We start from the raw sequence: 22,598 nt of genomic DNA, 5'->3' as shown, positions 1-22,598 counted from the left end.
CATATTTTAATTTCATCTTTACACGAAAAGATTGGATATATAAAACCCACTAAATTTAAGTCTAATTAATATTATGCTCTCTTTAGAAGGTTTTATAATGTAAAAAACCCACCTTAAGTTTTATCTTGAAAGGTGGGCTTTTGATTGTTAAATAGCATGAACTAAAGACGAACCCTATATGATTGATTTTCTATAAAATCTATAGAACTTGGGAATTATAAACTTTAGTTCAATCTATATAAATACATCAAAAACGAATATCTTCATTTCAGATAAACATTAATTAAGGTTCAATCTGCACTACTTATCATACCATAGCCACAGATTTAATAACAACCAAAGTGATAAGTAACATAAAATCCGATAACCATTTTTTCCTCTAGCATGTTCTTTCCTCAAATCTTTGGGTATACATTATAGTAAGTCCAACATTATGGAAACAATCTATTTATAGAATGAATTAAAGGCATGTGTAAACTTTAACTCAATCTATCTATATAGAATGAATTAAAGGCATGTGTAAGCTTTAACTCAATCTATCTTTATAGAATGAATTAAAGGCATGTGTAAGCTTTAACTCAATCTATCTTTATAGAATGAATTAAAGACATGTGTAAACTTTAACTCAATCTATCTATCCTTATTAATGAATAGGAGGCTAGTTTTTATGTTAAAAAAGAATGTTTACAAGTGGTGGAATCTCGTTGCCTTTCTAGCGATGATTCTCATCAATGTGTTAGTCAACACAACTACCCTACTAGGAGAACGGAAAACAGCGGATATCTCAGATATGTATCCTACCTATATAACACCTGCTGGATATGCCTTCTCCATTTGGTCTCTCATCTATATCCTGCTAGCTGGATTTGTGATTTATCAGTTCAGACATTCGAATACAAGTCGTGATTCAGTACAATCTGTAGGAATCTGGTTCATTATTAGTTGCCTTCTTAATATTACATGGCTGTTATTATGGCAGTATCTGTATATTGAGCTTTCTGTCGTTGTTATGGTTCTACTGCTACTCACCCTTATTGTCTTATATACTCGGACGCGACGCATCGTCTACCCTACACCAGGTGAATTCTGGCTCGTGAAGTTACCCTTCAGTCTATACTTAGGTTGGATCTGCGTAGCGACTATTCTGAATGTAGCGATCGTTCTTAGCAAAAATGAGTGGAGTGCTTTTGGGATTAGCGATATCACATGGGCTATCATCATGCTCTGTGTAGGAGCAGTGCTAGCGATCCTGATCAGTTTTCCTTATCGAGATAGTGCCATCCCCTTAGTCTTTGTGTGGGCGTACATTGCAATAGCAGTTAAACAGAGAGAAGTTGAGAATGTCTTCCTCACTGCTTCTATCATCGCTGTAATTATGGTCATTTATGCTCTATGGCTGTTCTTTATCCGTAATCGGGATCGTGATTAACGCTCTCTTTTGAAAAGAGACGATTAACCACCAAAAAGAGGGTAGGCCAGGTGATTATCCTTGGCCTACCCTCTTTTCCTTACGACTCGACTACTTCTTCACCACAATAACTTCAATCTCTACTAATGCATCTTTAGGCAGACGTGCTACCTCAACGGCACTTCTTGCAGGGAACGGTTCGGAGAAAAAAGAACTATATACTTCATTCATAGCTACAAAATCATTCATATCTTTTAGAAACACAGTAGTCTTAACCACTTGATCCATGCTTGCACCCGCGGCTTCTAATATAGCCTTAACATTGTTAAGAGATTGACGTGTTTGCTCCTCAACACCCTCACCAAATTGTCCAGTCTCAGGAATAAGTCCTAATTGACCTGATGTATAGACGAAGCCCCCTGCCTCTATCGCTTGACTATAAGGTCCAATGGCTCCAGGAGCAGAATTCGTTGAAATCGCCTGTTTACTCATTTGTATTTCCCCTTTCATAATTCACTTTTTTTATTGTACCAGTCCTAGTACATGAATAACATCATTTGGGTAAATATGTACCCCTAGCGTACCCGTCACTGCAATATTTACCATCGCATGTGCCACTGTCTTGGCGGGTATAGCTCGGTATTTCAAAGCCTTACCCCGAAAAAAAAAGTCGAACTTCGTCATGAACCACGCTCCGATCATTTCCCCAAAACGCTTCTCTTCTCGTACACCTAGTATCAACGACGGACGAAATAAATGAACCGAAGGTAACTTCCCTTCCGTGAGTGCCGCTTCAAGCTCCCCTTTGGTACGACTATAAAAAACACGGGATGCCGGATCAGCTCCCATAGAAGATACAGATAGAAATTGATGAACTCCAGCCTGTTGGGCCAACTCAGCTGCAAGGCGAGGATATTCGAAATCCACTTGACGGAAGTTCTCCTGAGATCCCGCCTTTTTAATTGTTGTCCCTAGACAACAGAACACATCTCGCACATTTACGAAGGCATCCCCATACTGATCCAATTCATCCCAATTCAGAATAATCTGAGTTAACTTGGGATGCTCCATTGCTAGAGGCCTCCTAACCAACACCTTTACTTCATCGTATTCCTCACGGATTAATAATTCTTTGACCACGGATCCACCAATTAAGCCCGTAGCTCCTAGCACCATAGCTTGGAATCCCATATATTCCTCCTAGACAATTATGAAGCGCTTTATAACTATTTAAATGTGTGCTTTAAAAGTCGACTTATGCTAATTCTTGATCAATAGCTGACTTTTTGAACATCCTCTTTAAGAATACGACGCCCCCACGTTAGAGCAACTACTACCATCATGACACCTACTGCCGTTTGAAATCCATACTGTTGAATCCATATCGGCCAATCATTCATCAATTTATATATTTGCCCACCTATTAATGGTCCAAGAAAAGAAGTAAGACCTGTTACTGCTGAATACATGGCGATAAACATGGGCCGTTCACTTTTAGGCGTATCCCCAATGATAAAGTTAAATGCTAGCTGGTTAAATCCACCTACCCCAACGCCCAATAATATATGTACTACGACTAACACTAGCATCATAGGAAGAATGGCAAGAAATCCCCATGCAAGACAAGACGCTGCAATAAGGGGTAATGTCCAGAATAAGAGTATTTTATTGCTGAATCTGACATTCAAATTTCCCCAAATATAAAAACTAGCCATCATGAACACCGTCTGAATGACGGTAAGTAAAGATACGCTTTTATAACTTATCTGTAATAAATCCAACATGACATAAGAATACAGAGGCACAATTAATGTTTGCAGAAATAACCATCCAGCAAGAAAAATAGTTGATTTCATAAAAGGAGCATCATGTAACGGCCTCTTTAGCATAGGTAGGAACCGACTTTCTACCGAGCGCTCAAAAGGAACATCTGGATAAAAACAGAACATCACGATATTACAAATCGCAAAAAATCCTGCTACACTAAATAAAATTGTAAATGCCACGCTTCCAGGATAATCATCTAATATTCTCCCACCTATAAATAGCGTGAGGCTTCCAAGAGCATTTAAGAGCGTGTTACGAATCCCAAAGTATCTTCCTCTGACCGCCGCAGGTACCATATCACTAATAAGAGATGTCCAGATCACACCGCCTACCGCATTCGCCATAAAAGCTGAGAAGTAAACTATAATAAATACGGGCACCCACCATTCTTTGGGGAATAGAAAGGGTATCAGCCCCGTAGCACTCCATAATAACCTATGGAGAGATGCAAAAATAACAAACGCCCATTTACGACTTTTTAATCTCTGAATCATAAATGCAATAAAAATTTGCGCAATGTTAACCAAAGTCGTAATTGCTAATACAAATCCTATTACATTCGCACCCGCCCCTAAATATAATAAATATCCAGTCAGAAAAGGGCCACCCAGAAGTACCTGAAAAATGGTTGAGGGTATACCCTCATACGTTGCAATGAACAAATGTTTACGTTGAACCGAAAATTTACGTCGCTGTCTTCCCTTAGAAGCCGTACGAATGGGGATACACTCCTTTTGATAGCTGTATAGCTATGAATCTTTCATGGCTCCCATTCTACACGCACATTGTCATCTGTCAATATGATTTAATGGTAAATATAATGAAAAGGTGCTGCCCTCTCCTTCAACACTCTCCATCTGTATATCCCCCCCTAACAAATGTGCTAAATTCTGACTTATGGATAGTCCTAGTCCGGTTCCACCATAATTGCGACTAATCGATCCTTCCGCCTGTTGAAAAGCTTCAAAAACAATCTGATGCTTATCCTGCGAAATACCAATACCTGTATCTGTTACGGAGAACACAATCCAGTCTAAATGTTCACTCCCCTGCTCCTCCTGATGTATCTTGTAAATATCTAACGTTACTTTACCCTCATTCGTAAACTTGAAGGCATTAGATAATAAATTAATTAGAATCTGCTGGACACGCTGAGGATCACAATAAAGCGTTCCTGGAAGCAAATCATCTATGGTAATTTCAAACCTAATATTATTCTTCTCTGCGACCATCTCGAACTGCATTTGAATCAATTCAGGAATCTCACTAATATTCATATCTTCACTCACGATTTCGAGCTGTCCAGCCTCGACTTTAGATAAGTCCAGAATATCATTAATTAATTTCAACAAGTCATGACCCGACTTATAAATAATATTGGCGTACATCGCATTCTCATCTGGAGATCTAGTACTATCTCTATCACTAATAATCTCGGCTAGATTGATAATGCTGTTCAAGGGTGTACGTAGTTCATGTGACATATTTGCTAGGAACTCTGTTTTGTATTGGGATGAACGCATTAGCTGATCCGCACGTTCCTCCAGTATAAGCTTTGCCTTCTGCAATTCCTCCGCTTGCTTAGAGAGCAAGACGTTGTTCTGCTTGACTTGTACCATTCGCAACTGCTCTAAATGAAAATCACGTAAGATAAGACAAAAAATAATGCTTAAAAAGATACCTAAAGGCAAAACTATTGGAATAATTTCAGATATGTACAAACGAAAAGGGGTCACACCCACGACCGAGATCACAATCGCATTTATTGTATTAATGGAGAAAATGGCTATAACGCCTCTTTTAATAAGAGAAAAGCCCTTCTTTCTCATCCATATATTTATTCCTGCAGCTACGAACCCAAGGAGAGACAAATTAAAACAACCTACAATAGAAGCGTCATTAATACCAAAGGCTAGTCGAGACAACCCAATGCCCGTGCCAATGATAATCAACGTGAAGGGCTCTCCGAACGTAAGTGTTGCGACAATTAAGGGCAATACACGAAGATCAAATATAACGGTATCTGTTAAACGATAACCATATACAATGCTCACCCATCCACAAAAGATGGCCAATAGCACCATGCAAATGTATTTCACCCGTGCAGAAGTACGATTCAGAATATATTTATATACTAAATTAGCTACGTAAGCCACGGCTACTAATATGGAAGTATTCACAAATAGCATCTTAACAAACTCCATACACTCCACTCCTTATTCATCACATTCGTTCGCTAATATTATACCATGATGTATTCAGAGATTTCATTGAACTGATCAATAAGAAAGCTAGATATCCTCGAATTATCCTTCTTATTCAAATTTTGATTGTTTACATTATAAATATAATTGTTATGATAGAACTACTTTACTTAAAGGAGTTCTGTAAGTGTTTATCCAATCTATTAGAACATATCTAAAATCCCTCAGCCTTCTAGCATCACTTGGCATAATGGGTATATTCTATACCCTACTGAATAAGAGATCTCACGCTGCCTTTATTCTTGAATCCCCTATTGATTCCATGATTCCACTCATTCCTAGCATGGGGGTCGCCTATTTAGGGTGGTATCCGTTTATTTTTATTACCATGGCCTTTTTGTGCTGGAAAGACCGCCAGACGTACTTACGTACATTACTTACTATGAATATTAGCCTGATATTCTGCTATCTAATCTACTATTATTTCCAGACGACCGTTCCACGCCCTATCCTTATAGGCGACAGCTGGGATATTCTTATAGTCAAATATATTTATAGTCAGGATCTGCCCTACAATTGCTTCCCCAGTATTCACTCTCTTCACTCCTACCTCGTCATGAGAGCCGCTTGGACTTCAAAATTTGTTCGTGCTCGTGATAAATTCATTATTTCTATTTGCTCTATTACGATCATTGCCTCCACTTTTATGATTAAACAGCATGTTATCTATGATGCATTGGGTGCCATTCTACTCAGCGAAGCCGTCATACTCTCCATGCAAGCCACCATAAGTTTACGCGAAAGGGCCCGCACCAAATGGTACGAGAGATACAATTAATGACGAAAGGAGAGTAATCCTCCTTTTGTATGTGTCTTTCTTCATTCCCCCAACTCCCCAGCAGTTGTTATAATGATCCTGCTAAGAAATAAATGCCCCTAAAAGTAAATATTTTTTCGTCAAACATTGTGATTTATTTCACATTTATTGGTGGTTATATATGTTATGATTTCATCGAGAATTACATTAATATTTCATATTTAATATTTTAATATATTAAATACATAACTTAGATTGATTAACATTTTAGGTAATTAAATACATTTACGCTATTAAAATGTTCAACGCAACATTTTAATATATATATTTCAAGAAAAAAATGGAGGTCAATACAAATGAAAAAGAAATGGTCAGTACTTTTATGTAGTTTATTGCTAGTGGGGATGTTAGCAGGATGCGGTAAAGAGGAGAATAATGCAGCTCCAGTCACTACTGAACCTGCAACAACTTCCGATACGACAGCACCAGCGGCGGCTGAAGAGTCTGGTAAGTATGCAGATGGCTCCTACTATGCTGAAGGTGAGTTTGATGCAGATAGTGGATGGAAGCCTTATATCGTTCTTACGGTTAAAGATGGCAAGATTGCTACAGCAGATTGGAATTTTGTAAGCAGTAAGGGTGGCCCTGACAAAAAAGCAGTAGATAAAGCAGGTAACTATGGCATGAAAGAAAAAGGCGGAGCGCAAGCCGAGTGGTATGAGCAAGCAGAGACTGCTGAGAAATTCTTAATAGAGAAACAAGACCCAGCAGCCATTACACTCAATGACGAAGGCAAAACAGATGCAATCACTGGCGTATCCATTCATGTTAACGACTTAGCTAATCTTTCTAAAAAAGCTCTAGATGCAGGTCCTATTGAACCAGGTACTTACAAAGACGGATCGTACCATGCTGAGGGTGACCAATTCGATGCTGATTCCGGTTGGAAATCCACGGTTGACCTGACGGTTGCTAACGGCAAAATTATTTATGCTTTCTTTAGCGGTGTTAATGAAGCTGGCGATGACAAACAAGCCTACTCCATCGATGGTAAATATGGCATGAAAGAAAAAGGCGGATCTGTCGCTGAATGGCATGAAGAGGCTCAAACAGCTCAAGCCTTCCTTATAGAGAAACAAGACCCAGCAGCCATCACACTTAATGACGAAGGCAAAACAGATGCCATTACAGGCGTGACTATTCATGTAACGGATTTCGTGACCTTATCTCAAAAAGCACTTGAAGGTGCGAAGTAATCATTATTGTTAATCTTTGAATCATATTTCCGACATAACCGAGGTGAACTTTAGTGAAAAAAATAGTCATTTTAGGCGGAGGCTACGGCGGTGTTCTTACCGCCAAAAAGCTTGCCAATAAATTCAAGAAAAATGATGAAATTGAAATCCAACTGATTGACCGCAACCCGTATCATACGCTATTAACAGAACTTCATGAGGTCGCTGCTAATCGCACACCTGAGGATGCTGTCAAGATTGATCTCAAGAAAATTTTTGCGAATCAAAAGGTAGATGTAGTCCTTGATGAGATTCAAAATATCGATTTCGAAGGCAAGAAACTGAAGTCTGATAAAGCAACCTATGCTTATGACTACTTAGTCATCGGTACAGGTAGTAAACCTACCTTCTTCGGAATTCCAGGTGCAGCAGAGAATACTTTCTCACTGTGGTCATTCGACGATGCGGTTCGCTTGAAACGACAGATTCGTAACATGTTCAGTGAAGCAGCTAAGGAAGCCGATCCAATTATTCGCCAAACAAAGTTATCCTTTGTTGTTGTAGGTGCTGGATTCACGGGTGTTGAGCTCGTGGGTGAAATGGCTGAGTTCCGCGATGAGTTATGCAAAGAGTTCTACATTGAACCTAAGGATGTTCGTTTAGTTGTAGCTGATATGGCTCCTAAGATTCTACCGATTCTTCCAGATAAGCTTATTGCTAAGTCAGAGAAGCATCTACGCAAGATGGGTGTAGAGATTATTACGAGCGCCAAAATCACAGGTGTTGAACCGACAGCAGTTATGCTGGGTGATCAACAAGTTGCAGCCAATACGATTGTATGGACTGCCGGTGTAGAAGGCTCTGATCTTGTTGGCACATTGGATGTGAAACAAGAAGGCCGCAGACGTATTTCTACCAATGATAAGCTGCAAAGCTTAGATCACGAGAATGTCTATGTTGTCGGAGACAATATATTTTTCATTCCTGAAGGTGAGACTCGTCCAGTTCCACAAATGGTTGAGAATGCTGAAGCCGCTGCTCCAATCATTGCACACAACATTCATGCTGATGTAACGGGTAAGGATAAGAAATCTTACAAGCCTACCTTCCACGGTACCATGGTATCCATTGGTAGTCGCTATGGCGTAGCTAATGTAGGGATGCCTAGCAAAATGTTCATGCTCACTGGATTTATGGCGTTATTATCTAAGCACTTTATCAATATGTTCTACTTATCCACGGTTGCTGGCTTTAATAAAGTATGGTCGTATATGATGCATGAATTCTTCCATGTTGAGAATCGTAGAAGCTTTTTAGGTGGTCATTTCTCGAAGCGCTCTCCAAATTTCTGGCTTGTCCCCCTTCGGATCTACTTAGGGTGGATGTGGTTCCATGAGGGCTGGGAGAAACTCGGTAAAATTATAGAGGAGCCTTCTCGCATATTCCTGATTCCAGCTTCTCCTTTGATAGATGCCACGTCCGCAGCCAGCGAAGCTATAAACGATGTTGCTCAAGCGGTAGATGCCCAGACTGCAGCATCTGCTGTTGCTTCAACTGGAGAGACGTTGACCGCATTACCTGTTCCTGGTTTCGTTACGAGTCTAATGAATACATTCATGGACATATTCTTCTACCATACAGATGGTAGCTATACTGTCCTAGCTCAAATATTCCAAGCCGGTATGGTGCTTGCAGAGATTACATTCGGTATTCTACTCATTCTGGGTCTGTTCACAGCCATCTCATCGATTGCTACCATCGGAATGGGCGTCATGATCTATACATCCGGTATGGCTCCTTACGAAATGCTCTGGTATGTAACAGCTGCCATTGCTACAATCGGCGGCGCAGGAAGCATATTTGGTCTTGACTACTATGTCCTTCCTTGGCTTAAGAAACAGTGGAAAAAGATACCATTAGTACGGCGATGGTACCTCTTTACAGATTAATTCATAGAATGATTGTCGTAGGTGATAATACGTTGCAATTGAAGATAATATCACCTTCAACCAGATAAACAAATTAGAGTAATGTGCAGTCATTGTACATTACTCTCCTTATTTCTAAGGTAATAAAGACTACAGAACCGATTCCAAGGGGTGAAGCTTATGAACGCACAACTTATGAATGAAACCTTACGCTTGCTTCAGGCCGAATGCTCACCCACGGCCGGAATTAAGATGGATATCATAGACCATACCGATCTGCTCGATATGAGTTCTCTTTTGAATAGTTATGACTTTCTGTATAAGCGTAAAATACATCTATTAGTGCTATATACCGTGTTGTCAATGGCAACTAAACGTCATCAAGACTGTCGTTACACTGACCCTGATCTCACACGCAAAATACTTGACGGCGATTACTTATACAGTCTCTATATTCAACTGGCAATTCAATTTGATGAGCACGGCCTGATCTCATATATGGCACCCCGCATCAAGAAATGGCAAATCAGAGGTGCTGAAGGACATTCCAATGAAGAGTCGTTATTCACCTACTTGGAACAGTTCTTAAATCTTGAATTCCAACACCATCAAGCCTGTAAGGCTATAGAACAGGTGGGTTAGCGCTATGAACTTACACGTTGCTCTTAACATTAACTTAAACCGTATTAATCAGGATATCGAGAATATCGTGAAACAGGATAAGGATGTTCCTTCTTCCTCTATGCTATCCCAGAGTATCCTTACACTCATTCGATCTGGTGGCAAAAGAATCCGTCCCATTATGGTCATCGTAGGAAGTCGGTTCGGTACTAAAAACTCCGGAAAGCTTCAAATGAAACTTGCTTCTGCTGCTGAATTCATTCATGCGGCATCACTCATCCATGATGATATCATCGATCATTCAGATATGCGCCGTGGTCAACCAGCTCTTCACACGAAGACAGGCGTAGCAGAAGCCGTCCATATTGGCAGCTACATGTCAGCTCGTGTCATCGAACTTCTCTCTATGCATTCTAGTAATAAAGAACGCTTTGTGCATGATTTATCTGCCATCTCAACCGCTCAACTCTGTCTTGGTGAATATGAGCAGTTGGATCATAAGTATGATTACGACCTCACACTAGAGCAGTATCTTGAGAAGTCAAGAAATAAAACCGCTCAATTAATTGCCACATGTCTACGGGTTGGAGCTCTCTCTACAGAAACACCTCCTGAGGTTGCTGAACTACTCTATCAATTTGGTGAGAGTGTTGGCATGTCTTTCCAAATTCAAGATGATGTACTTGATTTCACGCAAACACCCGAAATGTTAGGTAAACCGGCAGGAAATGATCTAATTCATGGTCAAGTTACACTTCCCGTCTTGTATGCTTTACAAATGCCCGAGTTGTCGCCCCACATCCGTGCCATACATGCAGATTCACCTCCTGAAGAGGTTGATAACGTCTTGCAGCTTATAAGGTCCAGTGGTGCATTAGAAATGACAGAACAGCTAAGCCAGCAGTATCTGGCACAAGCTCAAGATATCATAGATAAACTATCCTCGTATCCAGCACATCAGGACCTAAAGGTACTATTGCAATATTTCTCAAAGCGAGAGTCTTGAATAAGCTCAAGAAAAGATCACAAAGCTACCCACCTCAGTGAGAGCAATGTGATCTTTCTTGTGACAGAATTTCAAGATTTATTTAAGAAATGAGATCGCCTGATGAGTACGCCCCAACTTGGTAATCGTCTCCTCATATTGCGTAGAAGCATATGCAAAAAATAAGATATCAATAACAACCAGTTGAGCCAAGCGAGAACTGGTTGCCCCGCTTCGCAGCGTAGCCTCTGGGGCTAATGGCGTATACAGCATCATATCCGCCAATTCGGATATCTTGTGGCTGCCAAACCGGGACAGACCAATGGAACAGACGCCATATTGCTTCGCGGTCCGAAAGAGTTGGACTACCTCTCTGGTATTTCCGCTGTAAGAGACACCCATGAATAAGGCATGAGGTGGGGCACTTGCCAGCGCGGCGGCGATGAGATGCTCATCCTGCAGGGCGAATGCCAGTTTACCGAGGCGCAGCCACTTTTGAGCTGCATCTGCTGCCACGATAGCAGATGCTCCTACACCATACATATAAATCACAGAAGCTTCACTAAAGTGTTTCACTACTTGTTCAATCATTTCCGGCTGTAAATGTAGCATCGTATCTTGAATCGCCTGCTGGCTGTTCGATACCGTTTTGCGAATCACATTATGAACCGTTTCTTCGCGCTCGATATCGTAATAACCCGGCTTTTGCGGTTTTGCATTATCGATGGATAGACGGACCTTTAAATCTGGAAATCCCATCAATCCGAGGGAGCGGCACAGCCGGGTAATCGCTGCAGCACTCGTTCCTGCCTTCTCTGCAAGGGTGTGAATGCTTAGCTTAGAGATCTCCTCAGGCTCGTCCAAAATATATCTGGCCGCCTTGCGCTCCGATGCTGGCAACTTTGCCAGCATCGTCTCCATTTGCAACACAATGCTTCCCGTCATTTGAATCCCCCTTCTCCATGCAAAAACGGGTGGTTCGATACCCCACCCGTTCTGACAGATAAGATTTGGCGAAGTATTTCAGGAACCCGCCTAATCATCATAAGTTTCTAATCCTTATTATGCTCCACGAGCATCTGTTTTGTAAAACCAAAGAAGTATGTTAATACAAATCCGGCAATATAGGAGATTATTAATCCTAACAAATAAACCAGCACGGTTGCACCATATCCCATTTCACCTTTAAGAAGAGGAATTAGGACTAGACCCGATGGACCTATGGCTACAGTACCGACAAAACGATCCGTCATAGCGAACAGTCCTAGTAAAGCTCCACCGAAACCACCACCTAGACATGCTGTGATAAACGGTCGTCCGAGGGGAAGGCTAACTCCGTATATTAGAGGTTCTCCGATCCCAAGGAAACCAACTGGTAGTGCTCCTTTGATCAAATTACGTAATCTTGAGTTTTTATTCAGTTTGAGATAGATTGCAATAGCCGAACCGACCTGACCTGCTCCAGCCATCGCTAGAATAGGGAGTAGCGCCGTATATCCAACTTGAGTGATTAATTCCGCATGAATTGGAATGAGCGCTTGATGCAGACCGAACATGACCAATGGAAGGAACAAAGTAGCGAGCAAGAATCCTGCTAAAGGTCCACCATGTGCCAACAACCAGATTGTGATGTCACCGATACCTTGAGATATAATGCCACTTACTGGCATCAAGAGGAATACAGTCACCAGACCTACGAGAAGGAGTGAGAGTGTCGGTGTAACAATAATATCGATAGCAGTCGGAACCCGTTTGCGAAGAAATTTCTCTACGGCCGAGATAAGCCCAGCCGCCAAGATCGCCCCAATAATACCACCTTGTCCCGCGTTTAGTTTAATTTCGCCGAAAAAAGGATAGATATAAGTAATATTAGCAACAGCCGGAGCAACAATGATAGCGGCGACCGCCCCACCGAGTGACGGTGTTCCGCCAAATTCCTTGGCTGCATTAATTCCGGCAAAGATCGTCAGATAACCGAAGAAGGCGGAGCCGATAACCCCTAGGATGGGTTGCAGGGTGATTAGCCATGCAGCATCGTTCCCCGAGGTAATCAGATTGTTCAGCAGACCGGCTATCCCATTAATGATACCTGCACCAACAAGGGCCGGAATAAGCGGTATGAAGATATTACCGATTTTACGCAAAAAGTTTTTAAAAGGTGTATTGTTTTTCTTTTTCAAAGTAGATTTGATATCAGCACTCTCCTGAATCTTCGTCCCTTCGTTAGAATCATTCATAGACCCCGTTTCGATCAACTTTCCAAATTCCTCTGCTACCTTGTTTACGACACCCGGTCCGAGAATGATTTGATAAGTCTCGTCATCTACCACGCCGAGTACTCCATCCACCTTCTTTAAACCAACCTCATCAATCTGTCCGTGATCTTTAATTGAGATGCGCAGTCTTGTCATACAATTCGTAAATTCCTCAATATTACCTGAACCGCCAATAGAATTCAGGATCGATTGTGCCATTCCTTCATACTTGTTCATCTGTTTGGCCTCCTATGCTGACATTCCAACTTTATTTACAAATCACTAACCGCAGGGCCGATAAATCCTTGTGTTTGTTCTAATTTCTCGAGCGCTTCTTCATACGTACAGCTCGTCAGAATCATTAGAATGGCCAGCTTCGGCTTACGATCCGCCAGTTCTAGGGTTTTCTCTGCTGTCTGCAGGTCGCACGAAGTTGCTTCCATAATGATCCGCTTGGCCCGTTCTACCAACTTCTCGTTGGAGAGCTGGACATCAACCATTAAATTTCCATATACCTTGCCAATTCCGATCATAGAGGCTGTGGATAGCATGTTGCACACCAGCTTTTGTGATGTACCTGCTTTCAACCGGGTTGATCCAGTCAGAACTTCGGGCCCATTCTCAACTTCAATGGAAATGTCCGCCTTTCGGCTGATTTCTGCATCTTTATTACAGCTGATGCTGATCGTCACTGCCCCCATGCTTCTCGCATACTCCAGACATCCAATCACATAAGGCGTTCTTCCGCTCGCTGCGATTCCGACTACAGCATCCTCCGCCGTAAGGTTTAAGCTCTGTAAGTCTGCAGCTCCCAGTTCTGCCCGATCCTCTGCACCTTCCACCGCTTTAATAAAAGCATTGCTTCCCCCTGCAATGAGGCCAATCACCATCTCCGATGATGTTCCAAAGGTAGGAGGACATTCAACGGCATCCAGCAATCCGATTCGACCACTCGTACCGGCCCCCGCATAAATAAGGCGTCCTCCGCGACGTAGCGATCCCGTAATAGCAGTAACCGCCTTCGCAATATTTGGGATTTGCTCTTTGACTGCTCCGGCTACCTTAGCGTCCTCTTCATTCATCACGGTAAGCAATTCGGATACACTCATTTGATCCAAATGCATTGTTCGTTGATTTCTTGTCTCAGTTGTCAAATTCTCTAACATATTGAAAAACTCCTTTGATGTATGAAACCGTTTTATACTTAATATAATACTATTTCCGATATAATATTTCAACTTATTTATCTATTTTTAAAATAATATATCATATCATGTTAGCACTATTATCCAATATACATTTTGCCCCTCCACATAAAAAAAAAACCACTGAAGAAAAACTCTCCAGTGATCCTTTATCGTGATCGCTATATTCATACCTAGCCAACAAAGAAGAAATCAATCAACGTAAAGAAAACAATAACCATACTGATGACTTGATTTAAGTTATAGGATGCTACTTTCATCAATTTAGTATTACTAGGCCTGATGATCCCATGTTCCGTCATGAGGAGAATAGCCGCGATACCTAGACCAATCAAGTATATCCAGCTTAGACCTCTAACATAATAGAGGGATAATAGTAGCAGCATCATGACAAGATGCATCCCTTTGGCCATCCACAGTGCAGTCTTTAATCCGAAGAAACTTGGAATGGACCAGAGCCCATGACTTCGATCAAATTCAATATCCTGCGTACCGTAGATAATATCAAATCCTGCAATCCAGAGCATAACCACAGTCCCCAGCACGAATGGTGTGAAGGCAAATTGTCCTGTAACAGCGAACCAGGCACCAATCGGTGCAGATGCAATGACGAAACCTAGGTAGAGATGACTAAGCCAAGTAAACCGCTTCGTATATGAATATACCGTAATAAGAACAATGGCTACAGGTGATAAGATCATACATAGTGGATTCAGCATCGAAGCAGCACATATGAATATGACATAATTGATGATAACGAATATCGTTACTTCTCTCGTCTGGAGCAATCTTTGAGGGAGATGGCGATCTGCTGTACGTGGATTCTGCGCATCATACTTACGATCTGCCAGTCGATTGAAGGCATTGGCTCCGTTCCGAGCCCCAATTAATGCAATCAATCCCCATATCATCACCCATGCCGAAGGCCATCCTCCAGCCGCCCATACCATCGAAATGATAGCAAAGGGAAGGGAGAATAATGTATGCGAGAACATCACAAGTTCGCTAAATTGTTTTGTTTTATGAAAAAAGGTTTGCCTTGTCATCGTAGTTCCACCGTTCATATGATGGGGTCACGCCCTTTCCTAAATCTCAACCCTCTCAGGAATCTTTAAGCTATTTAATACAGCATCTAGTGCATTGATCATATTCTCAATATCTGCTTGCTCAATAATCAGAGGTGGCTGAAAAGCTAATACATTCCGATGAATGCCATTCTTACCCATCAAGTAGCCCTGATCCTTCATCTTCTCAAGCACCAGATCTACAACTTCAGCACCTAAGTTAGGATTCGAAGTTAGAAACTCAACGCCAATCATAAGTCCCTTTCCTCGCACCTCTGAGATCACGTACGCATGCTTCTGCATAAGCTTCTCCAGTGCTTGTATGAACATATCCCCTAAACGCGCTGAGCGTTCCACAAGCTTCTCTTCATGGATATAGTCCAACACAGCTAGGGCTGTAACTGAAGATACTGGATTACCTCCAAAGGTAGAAGCTGAAGGTTTATTCAGAGATGCCGCTATATGATCCGTTGTAGAGAAGGCGGCCACAGGAACACCATTGCCTAGTGCCTTCGCCATAGAGATAATATCCGGCACGACGTCAAAGTGTTCGATCGCGAACATCCGACCTGTACGACCAAAACCCGTCTGAATTTCATCTGCGATCATGAGAATACCATACGACTCAAGACGTCGCTTAACTTCTTGGAGGTATCCTTCAGCAGGTATGATGATGCCCCCGTTCCCCTGAATCGGTTCGACGATCATGGCAGCAATCGTATGTCCCTTAGCTTCCAACACCTCATCTAGCGCTTTCAATGACCGCTCAGCGGCTTCGACTGGGCTCATCTCAGTGTGATATGGACGGGGAATGAAGGAAACATTCTCCGCATCCAAGAATGGATCCGAACGCCACATAGACAATCCCGTGACACTCATGGTCAGATTACTGCGGCCGTGTAGACTATGCTCTAGTGAAATAAACCCTCTGCGTCCAGTATGCATACGCGCCAATAGTAGCGCTCCTTCATTAGCCTCGGTGCCGCTGTTAACAAAGAATGTACGACGAAGTGAACCTGGCAACACTTCAGCCATTCTCTCCGCCAGATCTACAATCGGCTGAGTCAAATAGATCGTCGAAGTGTGTTGCAACTTCTTCAATTGCTGAATTGTCGCCTCCGTAATCGTAGGATTACAGTGACCACAGGCCACAACAGAAACACCAGCAAAGAAATCTGTATACTTCTTCCCTTGTTCATCGTATAGATGCTGCATCGAGCCACTAACGATTTGAGGTGCATTCTTATAGAAATGTTGGGTACAAGGATAGAAGTACGATTGGCGCTTCGCCTTAATCTCTTCAGGCCCTATAGGTAGTTCCATCGTTGCTGCTTTCGTCAAAGTAATCTCCTCCAAGTCTGATATGTGAAGGCTACGATCTATGATCAGCCTTAAATTTTATGGTTAACAAGCACTGATTTTGAATGAGATCATTAATTAAACTGCAAGGATCCTAACGTATATCCTGCATATACTGGCTGCAATTGTTCAAATTGCTCACTATCGGAAGACTGCATGGCTATAGCTGCTTTATATGCACGAATGATCGTACGTAACTCACTTACAGCGTAGGTAGCACCCTCAATCCGTAAGCGCGATACACCCGCTTCAACTAAATCCGTTACCATCGGTAAATAACATAGCTCCTTAGCTAGTGTAAGATGGTTACGCCCATGTTGATCGCGATATACTGGATTTTCACCCTTATCCGTCATCAGTACGAGTACAGAATTATCTACATATTGGTTATCCTCGTCGGCTATGGGCTCTAATAACTCTGTATTTTCATACAGGTCGTGATCCATATACATCACGGTCGGCGTGCCATGTACCACAGCTTCCATCGGAACTTTAGCATGTTGTAATAATCCTGTGAAATGCTCAGCTGTCATCTCTATAGAAAGCGTCAATCGAGTAACTCCAAGGTTACTGTACATTTCCGCTGACAAATGATTATAGATATTCAAGCTGACATCACCTATCATTGGATAGCCCTTATCCGCAAAAGCGTGGATAGCACCGATGTTCGTGACCAGTATCCCATCAATCCCAAGGCGATCCTTCGATAACAATTCACTATACTGTTCGAAATGTAGCTCTGTCATCATCCTTGGGAGACCCAGATACAGCTTACTATCACCTTTGATGCCACTCAGCTCAGCGATGTCATTCTTCGTGAACGGACGATCAGGAAGGAAGATATCCCCTGAGAGATAGACATGACCGACACCCTCTTCTATCACCATACGAGCCTGTTCCATATTATTAACTCGGACAGCCAGCTCAGCACGTGCATGCTCATTCCGATCTACTTGAAGTAGTCGCTGTTGTAACTCTGACACGCGTTCATCCGTTAATGCTCGTTCTGAGGTAGGTGTACTGAACACTTTACCTGTACTATAGAATTTACCTGTCCCTTCATAGCGACGATTAATATTACTCAAACCAGGCTTGCCAAAAGCATAGGCAGTAGAGAAATCGCGTTTGCGATTGTCATACAACGTCTTACTACCTTGGGTACGATTAAAGCCAATGGGATCTTCAATATAACGATCAATGGCATCTCCATAGCTAGTAACCAGTGAAAGAATGAAATTCAGGTCCCGCATTCGACCTTCGATTTTGAAAGAACAGATACCGGATTCAATCAGCTCCGGGATATTCTCATACATATACATGTCCTTCACAGCCATCGGATAATCGGTAGGATAGACGTGACCATCCTTTTTCACGCGATATTCCCATCTGCAAGGTTTCATACATTGGCCACGATTGCTACTCATCCCAAATATGACTGAACTAAAGCTACAGCTAGCACCATGAGCGACACACATATCTCCATGAATGAAATACTCCAGCTCAATGCCACTCTGTAGCCAAATGTAACGCGCAGTCTGTAAATCCATCTCTCTAGAGGTCACTACACGAGTTACACCTAACTCTTGTAGCGCACGCACCATTTCCAAATTATGTACATTCATCATGACAGAAGAATGTACGGTAAGATCTAGCTTCATTTCTTTGATCAACATCAGAATGGCGTAATCTTGTACGATTAGAGCATCTACGTTAGCTTGTTCAAGAAATTGTAGATAAGCCCTCGCTTCCTCTACATCTTCCTCGCAGAGTAAGTTATTCACAGTTACATATACCTTTTTGTTCAAGGCATGGGCCATTTCTGCAGCAATCGAAATCTCCTCTAACGTGAAATTATACCCTTTGCGCATCATCCGCATATTGAGGCTCGGCCCTCCAAAATATACAGCATCACAAGGAGCCTGAATAACTTCTTTGAAAATATCAAATGTACCTACCGGTGCAAGTAACTCTATCTCTTTACCATTAAAAGTCCGTGTCATCATAATCCCCCCAAGGTTGTAATAGACAACTTAGTAAATACTCCATATTTCTCTGACCCCATAATTCGACATGACCACGATAGCCACGACCAATAGAATAAACAAACAAATAAATAACGTATCCCGATTTCTCCATACAAGACGATGAAACTTAGTGCGGGGCTCTCCCATTCGAAAACCACGTGCTTCCATAGAATGAACAAGATCCTCCGCCCGCCGAAATGCCCCTACGGTTACAGGTACAAGCAGGGATACTAACATTTTTCCTTTCTCTTTCCACGGTAGTTCCTTCAGATCTGCCCCACGTGAAGCTTGTGCCTTCAGAATAATCTGGGTTTCTTCTAGAATCGTTGGAATAAACCGGAGCGATATACTGATCATGAGTGATAGACGATCAGGTGATACACGTATCCACCGGAGTGGGCTTAGCACCCCTTCTAGCCCCTGATTAAGTCGACCCGGTGTCGTTGTAAACGTAAGAATCGCTGTAAAAGATACTAATAGCGTCATCCGCAATACGGAGAACAACCCCATTTCAAATCCTTCCCTATATAGATGCCATGACCCAATGCTCATTAACACAGGACCCGTGACATCTTTCACCTTCAAACATTGGACAATAAAGATAAAAATCATCAATATACGAAGGGGCTTAGTAACCTTAAGATAATATTTCATATGAATGCGTGTAGCTAACATCACGGCAACAGAAAATGCAATCACCAGTGTCAACTCAAGCCAAGTGTTCGACATAATAATGATGGCAACATACAGGATCATGGCTATCATTTTGGCTCTAGGGTCCAGGCTATGTACCCACGATCCGGTATCTATCGTTCGACCAATCCATAGTCTCTCATTCATAACGAGCCTTCTTTCTCTCGCAACCGTTCAGATTGAACTAACTCTTCTATTCGTTGTGCCATAGCCTCGACTGTCAAGCAGGGATCTTCTTCATTTATCCCGTAACCTTCTGCTAAAGAGTTCCATAATCGTATCGACTGAGGCACTGCCAGCCCGTAGGCTTCCAGTTGTGAAGCTTGCTTTACTAATGCCTTCACTGTTCCTTGAAAAACAGCCTCTCCCTCATTCAGAATGACCCATTGATCCGCATACGGTAACAATTCATCCATCCGATGCGTAACTACAATAACCGTCCGTCCTTCCTCGTGACATAACTTGTGGAGCAATTCAATCAACTCTGCCCGACTCACAGGATCTAATGTTGCTGTAGGCTCATCTAATACCAATATGTCTGGGTCCATTGCCAGTACTGAGGCAATCGCAACTTTACGCATTTGACCGCCACTTAATTGGAACGGATTACGTGACAGAAGCGATATATCAAGACCCATGCGTTCCATCGCAGTGACTGCTCGTTGCTTCGCTTCATCCAAAGTACATCCAAAGTTCAAAGGACCAAAACATAGATCCTTCTCCACCGTATCCTCGAACAGCTGTTGCTCCGGAAATTGGAAGACGAGACCCACTCTTTTGCGTAATTCCTTCAGCTTCTTCGCTTTCTCGCCTGCACGGATGGCGACATCTAATATCTGTACAGATCCTTCAGTCGGTTGTAATATACCGTTAAACATTTGCATCAGCGTGGATTTACCAGACCCAGTCGCCCCCGAAACTCCGATTAACGTTCCTAATTCCAGATGCAAATTTACTTGGTGTAACGCCATCTGGCTCCATACACTACGAGAGTCATAAATATAACTTACCTGATCGAATGTAATAGCCATATTTAGTTTCCCTCCCGTAGTTCCTTGATACAGTCAAGATCGAGCAAATCTATTCCTCGATGGTGTAGCTCATTCCTAAGCCTTACGGCAAAGGGTGCTACCAGATGGCACTTTCGTAGCAACTCATCATTCCGGAACAGATCTACTGGTGTTATATCAGCAATTAACTTCCCTTCATGCAATGCCAATACTCGCTCTGAAGCTGCTATTTCTTCCGCATCATGAGTAATCGATAGAATGGTGTATTGTCCACTTTGATGCATGTCAGATACAATCCTAGTTAACTCATTTCTTGTCTTCTCATCTAACATAGAGGAGGCTTCATCGAAGATTACAACTTCTGGCTCCATTGCTAGAATAGATGCAATCGCTACCCTTTGTTTCTGCCCTCCAGATAGCTCATTAGGATGCTTATGTAATAATTCCGTAATCCCAAGCTTAGTAGCATAAGAAGCAAGCCGTTTCTCCATCTCTTCTATTGAAAGGCATTGACCCTCAAGACCAAATACAATATCCTCTTCCACCGTGGCTCCAATAAATTGATTGTCAGGATTCTGAAAGACCATCCCAACCTTCTTCCGTATATCTCCTACGTTTATTGAGATAAGTTCCATACCCTTTACTGAAATCTGCCCTTCAGTCATAGGGAGCAATCCATTAATGAGCTTTACTAGCGTTGATTTTCCACAGCCATTTGCTCCAACTAACGTCACCCATTGCCCCTGAGGAATACTTAGTGAGATATCTTCCAACACGGGATGATCCTTCCCATAGCCTGAGCGTACACCCGTGAATTCAATAACGGGATCTCGTCGATTCTCAACAATTCCAGCTGCAATATTTCCCTCCAACCCTGCTTGATGCGATAACATGTTGTTTCCCCCTTCCTAATCAAGGTTTGGTTTGAAAATCTTCAAACAAAGATAGCTTAGATAGAGAAGGGACTAAATATTGAACTGCGATCCCAACTAGAATCCCTGTCACCAAGCCGGTCAGAAGCAGCAGCGGCATATAATAATAAATATTAGTCGTTCGAAACACAATCGAAGCTGCTGTAATTTGCCCGAAGTTATGTGCCACCCCGCCTACAATACTGACCCCAATGAGGCTGATTTGTTTACGTCCTAATTTCATCATGGCGAACATGACGATAAAGCTAAACAGAGAACCCAATAAACTAAATAGTAGACTCGAAAAAGTTCCAAAAATAAAAGCTGTCACCACGGTTTTCATGACGACAAGTAAGAGTGCATCACGTCCACGCAAAAAATATAAACAGGTGAGAATCATAATATTAGCAAGCCCTAACTTCGCCCCTGGTAGCTGTATATTAATAGGAATAATAGACTCTACGATACTCAGTACAACCGCAACAGCAGCAAAAATGGCAATAATCACTGTTTTTTTCAAGGCTAACGTGGATTCCTCATTGGACAACGGCATCAGGCTCATCTCCTACGTCTTGTATCCCATTAATTTCAACCATCACTCGATGCGGCAGACAGATGATACTCTGCTTAGACTTGGTAATAAATCCAAACGATGTTATACATACTTTATCTGCACAGTCTGCATCAACCATTTCAATTCCGTAGTCATGTACTTTAATAATGTTGTGACCTCGTGTCGTATCGATATCAAAAATTTGTTCTTCCTTCGTTAACGTTACGGTCCTATATAACTCTCCATCCACCGTAATGTCTGCCGTAAGTGGAACCATGTGACTTTTTTCACTTTCATTTTCAGGAAGCCACCTAGGAACTAAGAACATCAAAGCCACTGCAACAACGATCGTAATGATAAGTAGATCTCCGCGTTTCATGGATAACTCCCCTATAGTGCGTGTTCAAAAATTCACGTTTTCCGCATCGGCTTTTTGAACAACCTCTTATATTTTAATTATCTAAATCTTAGACGTCTTAATTATACCCATGATTCCTTG

21 protein-coding genes are annotated in these 22,598 nt (G+C 42.1%); 6 read left to right on the top strand and 15 right to left on the bottom strand.

Annotation, left to right across the window (positions count from 1 at the left end; genetic code table 11):
* Nucleotides 1-667: 667 nt before the first annotated feature.
* Nucleotides 668-1,429: a tryptophan-rich sensory protein gene (locus J2T13_RS23510; protein ID WP_429374856.1), complete on the top strand. Its 762-nt coding sequence runs from the start codon at nt 668-670 to the stop codon at nt 1,427-1,429.
* Between the two features lie 90 nt (nt 1,430-1,519).
* Here J2T13_RS23510 and J2T13_RS23505 read toward each other — a convergent pair whose 3' ends face one another.
* The 4 genes from J2T13_RS23505 to J2T13_RS23490 all read right to left on the bottom strand — a co-directional run bounded on the left by J2T13_RS23505 (nt 1,520) and on the right by J2T13_RS23490 (nt 5,439).
* Nucleotides 1,520-1,900, bottom strand: coding sequence for a RidA family protein (locus J2T13_RS23505; protein ID WP_429374854.1), 381 nt, complete (start codon nt 1,898-1,900; stop codon nt 1,520-1,522).
* 30 nt (nt 1,901-1,930) lie between these two features.
* Nucleotides 1,931-2,599, bottom strand: coding sequence for an oxidoreductase (locus J2T13_RS23500; RefSeq protein WP_429374852.1), 669 nt, complete (start codon nt 2,597-2,599; stop codon nt 1,931-1,933).
* A gap of 80 nt (nt 2,600-2,679) precedes the next feature.
* A complete protein-coding gene (locus tag J2T13_RS23495; RefSeq protein ID WP_429374851.1) occupies nt 2,680-3,897 on the bottom strand; it encodes an MFS transporter in 1,218 nt (405 codons plus the stop codon).
* A 126-nt stretch (nt 3,898-4,023) separates the two neighbouring features.
* Nucleotides 4,024-5,439, bottom strand: coding sequence for an ATP-binding protein (locus J2T13_RS23490; protein ID WP_429374849.1), 1,416 nt, complete (start codon nt 5,437-5,439; stop codon nt 4,024-4,026).
* Between the two features lie 187 nt (nt 5,440-5,626).
* Here J2T13_RS23490 and J2T13_RS23485 point away from each other — a divergent pair, with 187 nt between their 5' ends.
* From J2T13_RS23485 to J2T13_RS23465, 5 genes are all read left to right on the top strand, one after another.
* The gene (locus J2T13_RS23485; RefSeq protein ID WP_429374848.1) at nt 5,627-6,277 is read left to right on the top strand and encodes a phosphatase PAP2 family protein; all 651 of its coding nucleotides are present in this window, start codon (nt 5,627-5,629) and stop codon (nt 6,275-6,277) included.
* 335 nt (nt 6,278-6,612) lie between these two features.
* Nucleotides 6,613-7,512 carry an FMN-binding protein gene (locus J2T13_RS23480; protein WP_429374846.1) on the top strand — a complete coding sequence of 300 codons (900 nt, stop codon included), beginning with the start codon at nt 6,613-6,615 and terminating at the stop codon, nt 7,510-7,512.
* Nucleotides 7,513-7,565: 53 nt separating this feature from the next.
* Nucleotides 7,566-9,440 (top strand): FAD-dependent oxidoreductase, encoded by a 1,875-nt coding sequence (locus J2T13_RS23475; RefSeq protein ID WP_429374845.1) that lies wholly within the window; start codon nt 7,566-7,568, stop codon nt 9,438-9,440.
* 159 nt (nt 9,441-9,599) lie between these two features.
* A complete protein-coding gene (locus J2T13_RS23470; RefSeq protein WP_429374844.1) occupies nt 9,600-10,061 on the top strand; it encodes a hypothetical protein in 462 nt (153 codons plus the stop codon).
* Nucleotides 10,062-10,065: 4 nt separating this feature from the next.
* A complete protein-coding gene (locus J2T13_RS23465) occupies nt 10,066-11,046 on the top strand; it encodes a polyprenyl synthetase family protein (RefSeq protein ID WP_429374843.1) in 981 nt (326 codons plus the stop codon).
* A 78-nt stretch (nt 11,047-11,124) separates the two neighbouring features.
* Here J2T13_RS23465 and J2T13_RS23460 read toward each other — a convergent pair whose 3' ends face one another.
* The 11 genes from J2T13_RS23460 to J2T13_RS23410 all read right to left on the bottom strand — a co-directional run bounded on the left by J2T13_RS23460 (nt 11,125) and on the right by J2T13_RS23410 (nt 22,478).
* Nucleotides 11,125-11,970 (bottom strand): MurR/RpiR family transcriptional regulator, encoded by an 846-nt coding sequence (locus tag J2T13_RS23460; protein WP_429374841.1) that lies wholly within the window; start codon nt 11,968-11,970, stop codon nt 11,125-11,127.
* Nucleotides 11,971-12,077: 107 nt separating this feature from the next.
* Entirely contained in the window at nt 12,078-13,517 is a 1,440-nt protein-coding gene (locus J2T13_RS23455; protein WP_429374839.1) for a PTS transporter subunit EIIC, read from the bottom strand.
* Between the two features lie 35 nt (nt 13,518-13,552).
* Entirely contained in the window at nt 13,553-14,446 is an 894-nt protein-coding gene (gene murQ / locus J2T13_RS23450; RefSeq protein ID WP_429374837.1) for an N-acetylmuramic acid 6-phosphate etherase, read from the bottom strand.
* Between the two features lie 212 nt (nt 14,447-14,658).
* Nucleotides 14,659-15,531: a UbiA-like polyprenyltransferase gene (locus J2T13_RS23445; RefSeq protein WP_429374835.1), complete on the bottom strand. Its 873-nt coding sequence runs from the start codon at nt 15,529-15,531 to the stop codon at nt 14,659-14,661.
* Nucleotides 15,532-15,570: 39 nt separating this feature from the next.
* Nucleotides 15,571-16,872 (bottom strand): aspartate aminotransferase family protein, encoded by a 1,302-nt coding sequence (locus J2T13_RS23440; RefSeq protein WP_429374862.1) that lies wholly within the window; start codon nt 16,870-16,872, stop codon nt 15,571-15,573.
* 110 nt (nt 16,873-16,982) lie between these two features.
* On the bottom strand, nt 16,983-18,908 hold the full coding sequence (locus J2T13_RS23435) for a peptidase U32 family protein (protein ID WP_429374861.1): 1,926 nt from the start codon (nt 18,906-18,908) through the stop codon (nt 16,983-16,985).
* A gap of 30 nt (nt 18,909-18,938) precedes the next feature.
* Entirely contained in the window at nt 18,939-19,772 is an 834-nt protein-coding gene (locus J2T13_RS23430) for an energy-coupling factor transporter transmembrane component T family protein (RefSeq protein WP_429374834.1), read from the bottom strand.
* On the bottom strand, nt 19,769-20,656 hold the full coding sequence (locus tag J2T13_RS23425; protein WP_429374833.1) for an energy-coupling factor transporter ATPase: 888 nt from the start codon (nt 20,654-20,656) through the stop codon (nt 19,769-19,771). Before J2T13_RS23425 ends, J2T13_RS23430 begins: the two co-directional genes overlap by 4 nt.
* A 2-nt stretch (nt 20,657-20,658) precedes the next feature.
* A complete protein-coding gene (locus J2T13_RS23420) occupies nt 20,659-21,528 on the bottom strand; it encodes an ATP-binding cassette domain-containing protein (protein WP_429374831.1) in 870 nt (289 codons plus the stop codon).
* Between the two features lie 19 nt (nt 21,529-21,547).
* Nucleotides 21,548-22,099 carry a Gx transporter family protein gene (locus tag J2T13_RS23415; protein ID WP_429374829.1) on the bottom strand — a complete coding sequence of 184 codons (552 nt, stop codon included), beginning with the start codon at nt 22,097-22,099 and terminating at the stop codon, nt 21,548-21,550.
* On the bottom strand, nt 22,083-22,478 hold the full coding sequence (locus J2T13_RS23410; RefSeq protein WP_429374827.1) for a NusG domain II-containing protein: 396 nt from the start codon (nt 22,476-22,478) through the stop codon (nt 22,083-22,085). Before J2T13_RS23410 ends, J2T13_RS23415 begins: the two co-directional genes overlap by 17 nt.
* Nucleotides 22,479-22,598 lie beyond the last annotated feature (120 nt).

This window comes from Paenibacillus sp. DS2015 (genome assembly GCF_050433705.1).
In the GTDB taxonomy this organism is placed as follows: domain Bacteria; phylum Bacillota; class Bacilli; order Paenibacillales; family Paenibacillaceae; genus Paenibacillus_AQ.
Note: the sequence above shows the minus strand (reverse complement) of the source record. Positions and strands in the feature narration are given on the sequence as shown.